At 72.1% G+C, this 3,571-nt stretch carries 4 protein-coding genes; 2 read left to right on the plus strand and 2 right to left on the minus strand.

Annotated features, from left to right (window positions below):
- Together ABZY11_RS40560 and ABZY11_RS40565 are read right to left on the minus strand one after the other, a co-directional pair.
- Nucleotides 1–527, minus strand: a 527-nt coding sequence (locus tag ABZY11_RS40560) for a Nif3-like dinuclear metal center hexameric protein (RefSeq protein WP_356483975.1), incomplete at its 3' end; no start/stop codon positions are given.
- Nucleotides 528–610: 83 nt separating this feature from the next.
- The gene (locus ABZY11_RS40565) at nt 611–1,648 is read right to left on the minus strand and encodes an iron-siderophore ABC transporter substrate-binding protein (RefSeq protein ID WP_356483976.1); all 1,038 of its coding nucleotides are present in this window, start codon (nt 1,646–1,648) and stop codon (nt 611–613) included.
- Nucleotides 1,649–1,847: 199 nt separating this feature from the next.
- Between ABZY11_RS40565 and ABZY11_RS40570 the strand changes: the two genes are divergently transcribed.
- Together ABZY11_RS40570 and ABZY11_RS40575 are read left to right on the plus strand one after the other, a co-directional pair.
- The gene (locus ABZY11_RS40570; RefSeq protein WP_356483977.1) at nt 1,848–3,152 is read left to right on the plus strand and encodes a hypothetical protein; all 1,305 of its coding nucleotides are present in this window, start codon (nt 1,848–1,850) and stop codon (nt 3,150–3,152) included.
- A 123-nt stretch (nt 3,153–3,275) separates the two neighbouring features.
- On the plus strand, nt 3,276–3,443 hold the full coding sequence (locus ABZY11_RS40575) for a hypothetical protein (protein WP_356483978.1): 168 nt from the start codon (nt 3,276–3,278) through the stop codon (nt 3,441–3,443).
- The last annotated feature ends 128 nt before the right edge of the window (nt 3,444–3,571 follow it).

Raw genomic sequence — 3,571 nt, forward strand, 5'->3', positions numbered from 1 at the left:
GACGGGTCGCCCGCGAGCCGGATGCCCTGCGCGGTGGCGGGCAGCCGGGCGGCCGCGCGGGCGGCGAAGTCGGCCAGGCTCTCGGGGTGGTCGAGCACACAGATCCGGCCGAGGCCGCGTCGGCCCTTGGGGTCGGCCGGGTCCGGTACGAGCGGGCCCTCGACGCGGAGGTCGAGCGCACCGGCCAGCGCGTCGGAGACGCCCGGGTCGGCGGTGTCGGCGTTGGTGTGGGCGACGTGCAGCGCGATGTCGTGCTTGATGAGGGTGTGCACGACCCGGCCCTTGAAGGTGTCGGCGGCGACCGTCGTCGTGCCCCGCAGATAGAGCGGGTGGTGGGTGACGATCAGCTGGGCGCCGAGCCGGATCGCCTCGTCGGCGATCTCGTGGACGGGGTCGACGGCGAAGAGCACACGGTCGACGGGGGCGTCGGGGTCTCCGCAGACGGTGCCGACCGCGTCCCAGCCTTCGGCCCGCTCGGGCGGCCAGAGAGCGTCGAGCTCGGCGATGACATCAGACAGACGGGGCACAAGCAAAGGCTACCTGCCCTCCGTGCCGCGTCGCCCATGGCTGTGGCGGTCCGTGCGGACCGCCACAGCCTGCTCGGGACCGGTTACTTCACGAGGTCGGCGCGGAGGTCGTCGAGGACCAGGTTCGCGGCCGTGACACCGAGGCCGAGGTACCAGGTCTCGTCGGAGACGTCCTTGGCCCGGCCCTCCTTGACTGCCTTGAGGTTCTTCCACAGCGGGTTGGCCTGGGTGGTGTCGCGCTTGGTGGCCTTCACGTCGCCGTAGACGCCGGTGAAGATCCAGTCGGCGTCGGCCTCGTCGATCTTCTCCGGGCTGATCTCCGCGGCGAGGTCGTTGATCTGCTGGTTCTTGGGCCGCGGCAGACCGGCGTCGTCGAGGATGGTGCCGATGAAGGACGCCTTGGCGTAGAGGCGGATGCGGTCCGGCAGGTAGCGGACCATGGAGATGGTCGGCTTGTCCGGGCCGATGTCCTCGCCGAGCTTCTTCGCCTTCGCCTCGTAGGCGCCGAGCTGGCTCTTGGCCTTGGTCGTCTTGTCCAGTGCCGCGGCGTTGAGGAGGTAGTTCTCCTTCCAGGTGAAGCCCGGACGGATGGAGAACACGGTCGGCGCGATCTTGGAGAGCGCGTCGTACTTGTCGGCGGCGCGCAGCTGGCTGCCGAGGATCAGGTCGGGCTTCAGGCCGGCGATCGCCTCAAGGTTGAGGTTGTTGATCGTGCCGACGTTCTTGGGGTTGCCCGCGTCCTTCTTCAGGTACGAGGGGATGGCCGCGTCGCCCTCGGAGGGGGCGTAACCGACCGGTTTCACGCCCAGCGAGACGACGTTGTCGAACTCGCCGACGTCCAGCACCACGACGCGCTTGGGGGCGGACTTGATCTCCGTCTTGCCCATGGCGTGGGTGAGGGTCCGGGGGAACCGGCCGGCCTCGGCGTCCGTTCCGTACTCCGCCGTCTTCTTCGCGGCGTCGCCGAAGTCCTTGCCGCCCTTCGCGACGGCCGCCTTCTTGTCGCCGTCCGTCTTGGCCGAGCCGCCCGCCCCTCCGTCGTCGCTCCCGCAGGCCGAGAGGGAAAGGGCGGCGGCGACCGCCAGGCCGACTGCGGCGGTACCGCGGCGACGAAGGGACATCACTTGCTCCAGTTGTAAGGGGCGCGCAAACATTGCTTAGGGCTGCCTAACCTTACTCATCCGGCTCTCGTCCAGCACAGCCGCCCCCTCCCCCTCAGGCGAATCCGGGCATCGCCACCCTTATGTGTGAAGTGGCGGGTCTCGTGTTGTTCGGCAGGAAGTGCGAAAACTAGCTTCGGTTTCCGGAGGTGACCAGCCCATGACTGTCTGTGCCATCGAGAACAGGACCGCAGGCGCGACCGGGGCCGCCGGAGGCCACGGGGATGCGGTCCCGGAGGACAGCGAGCCGGAGGCGCCCGGTGTGCCGGACGACCCGCCGGACGAAGCGGATGCAGCGGGTGGAGCAGGTGCGGCCCTCGGGGTGGCCGCTGTCGCGCCCGCGTTCACGATCGCCGCGGACGGTTCGTACGCGGCCCGGCTCGCGCTCGCGGAAGTGGCGGCGGAGACGTCCGGCGAGGTCGGCGGGGCGTGGTTCGTGGAGCGCTGGACGCTCGACGGGCCCGAGCCGTACGCCGTGCCGCTCCCCCTCGACCAGCCGGAGGAGCCGGACTCCGAGGTGCTGCCGCTGGCCGACGGGCGGGTGCTGATCCGGCGCCGGGTCGCGGACCGGCACGCGGTGTCGCTGCTCTATCCGACCGGCCCCGGGACCGGCGAACTCCCGCTCGGCGCCGTCGCATGCGCGGAGCTGACCCTGCTGCCGCCCACGCCGGACGGCCTGAGCGCCTACGCACTGTCGGCCGGTACGCACTCCACCTCCGTCTGGCGGGTGGCGGGCGGCGCCTTCGGGCCCGAGCCGGTCGCGGAGGTTCCCGGCCACTGCTCCGGCGGCGTCTGGCTGGACCGGGCGGGGCGGATGCTGGCCCTGGACCGGGAGATGCCGGGCGGCGGCCCGGTCAAGGCGGTCGCCGTGGACCTGGAGCGGGGCGGCGAGGTGACGCCGCTGCTCCAGATCGCCCCGGACAGCAACGACCGGCTGCTGCTCGCCGACCCGGACAGCGGACTGCTGCTGATCCGCTCGGACGCGCCGGGGCACGACCGGCTGGGGTGGGGCGTGCTCGGCAGCTCCCTGCCGGTGCGTTTCCCGGAGTGCCTGCGCCCGGCCGATGTGGCGGTGACGCCGTTCGCCGTGCAGCCGGGTCAGGTCCTGACGCCGGAGAGCTGCGCGGTGGCACTACGGATCGACGGCGCGGCGGGCAGCTGGGTCGGCGTGTGGCGCCCGGCCGGACGCCGACTGCATCAACTCGCCGCCCCCGAGGGGTGGCAGGCCGGTCGCGGGGTGTGGACCCGGGACGGCGTACTCAGACTTCCGTACGCCGACAGGAACGTGTCGTGCGGTGTGGCTCTGCTGGAGGCACCGGTGGACGACGGGCGCGGCGTGCGGACGTCGGCGGAACCCGGCGCGGAAAGCGGTACGCAACCGTCCGCCGCCGCTGCGCCTCTACCCGTGTGCAAGCCGATTCCACTGGGGCAGGCGCCTCTCACGGGGCGCATGGTGCCTGGTTAAAATCTGGGCCTGGGCTACGCAGCCGTATCTGCCGGTCGCCGACGGTGACCGCGTCGTGTTGCGGTTGGCGTGATCGGCCCTGGTGACACACACGTAAGCGATCACAACGGGGTGACTTCCCACATGTCTGAAGCCCGAACCGACACGACCCAGACGCGTCCGGCGGACGCGGACCGGGCCGAAGCCGGCGGCTCCGGAAAGCACCGAGGGGGTGTGTCGATGGACGACACGTCTGCACAGCCGCACGGCCGCCACCGCCGCCCCTCCGAGGGGGACAGCCGGGCGGCCTGACCGCGCGGAACAGCAACGAGGGACGGGTGGGCCCCGGCCGCCCGGGGGGGGCGCCGGGGGGGGGGGGCCGGCCCCCGTCTCCGTGTCCGCCGGCGCGGGCGGTGTCAGAAGAGCGCCGGGGTGTCGTC

The organism is Streptomyces sp. NPDC006510, from assembly GCF_040611955.1.
Classification (GTDB): domain Bacteria; phylum Actinomycetota; class Actinomycetes; order Streptomycetales; family Streptomycetaceae; genus Streptomyces.

What these genes read in the sequence shown, in the direction of transcription:
- ABZY11_RS40565 (WP_356483976.1), bottom strand. Translation starts at nt 1,648, where the DNA reads ATGTCCCTTCGTCGCCGCGGTACCGCCGCAGTCGGCCTGGCGGTCGCC.
- ABZY11_RS40570 (WP_356483977.1), top strand. Translation starts at nt 1,848, where the DNA reads ATGACTGTCTGTGCCATCGAGAACAGGACCGCAGGCGCGACCGGGGCC.
- ABZY11_RS40575 (WP_356483978.1), top strand. Translation starts at nt 3,276, where the DNA reads ATGTCTGAAGCCCGAACCGACACGACCCAGACGCGTCCGGCGGACGCG.